2 protein-coding genes are annotated in these 1,012 nt (G+C 32.0%); one reads left to right on the forward strand and one right to left on the reverse strand.

Annotated elements, in window-relative coordinates; all coding sequences use genetic code 11:
• On the forward strand, positions 1 to 495 hold a 495-nt coding region (locus tag WMO19_RS09800), incomplete at its 5' end, for a hypothetical protein (protein ID WP_034440403.1).
• Positions 496 to 754: 259 nt separating this feature from the next.
• On the opposite strand, the gene WMO19_RS09805 is transcribed toward WMO19_RS09800, so the two are convergent.
• Positions 755 to 1,012, reverse strand: a 258-nt coding sequence (locus WMO19_RS09805; protein ID WP_349171681.1) for a helix-turn-helix domain-containing protein, incomplete at its 5' end; no start/stop codon positions are given.

The raw sequence follows: 1,012 nt of genomic DNA on the forward strand, positions 1-1,012 counted from the left end.
ATGAAAACACTTGGTATGTTAACAATCATCTGCTTAACAGCATCAATTATGATGGTGAATTTTATACTTATTATACCGAAATTTGGCTCGAAGCATTTCGGCGCACCTGATGATATCAAAGTTATGATGAGTAAGTTGCCAGATAAACCGATTTGGGTCAATATAATCGGCGGACTTATCATGATACTTGGATTGCTAGCCATTGCAGCCGTTCTAGGCTGGGCAATTGTTGATACAGTAAAATTTAGTTTAACTTTTCAGCAAGCCTTTGTTAGATTTTTAATACTATTTGAAGGATATAAGCTTTTTGATATTATCTTTTTTGATTATCTCATGCTTACCAAGTTAAAATTGCCGACTAAAGTTTACCCAGAGACGGTTGGTGCTAAGGGTTATGATAATTTTGGTTTTAATGGGAAAAGTCAGATTGCAAAAATTATAATCTTCTTTTTCGTGAGCCTAATTTTGGCATATTTACTGACCGTTTTGGTTTAACTAGAAATTCATAACTTATAATGTTCAATTCGACTTCTTGGCTATTTGTTTTAAGGGGCTGTAGCTTAAAAAAACCAATTATCAGAAATAGATATAAGCCATGAACAGTTATATGAAGATGGGTTAGAGTGAAATATAATCGAAAGAAACTTCAATCTAATGAATGTGAGCATATCTTAAAAACAAGACAAGAACCATTCCTATACAAATATCTATACATGCAAATTCATATAAGATAAAGGCGTATAAAAAAATTAGTTTAATCACAGCAATCACAATTTAAATTGTGATGTTCGCAAGCTAAACTACGGACTTCACTAGGAAGTTTCCCTTTGTATCTTTTGTAATAAATAGAAAATTTGCTATGGGATGCGTATCCAACAGATTGAGCTATTTCCTTTATAGGAAGTTTGGTATTTAAGAGAAGAGTCTCAGCCACGTTCATTCTTTTTCTTTGAGTATATTCTGTAATGCTTTGACCATATTTTTCTTTGAATAGATTTTTTAATTTAGTCCC

This window comes from Peptoniphilus hominis (ex Hitch et al. 2025) (assembly GCF_040096015.1).
Classification (GTDB): Bacteria; Bacillota; Clostridia; order Tissierellales; family Peptoniphilaceae; genus Peptoniphilus_A; species Peptoniphilus_A hominis.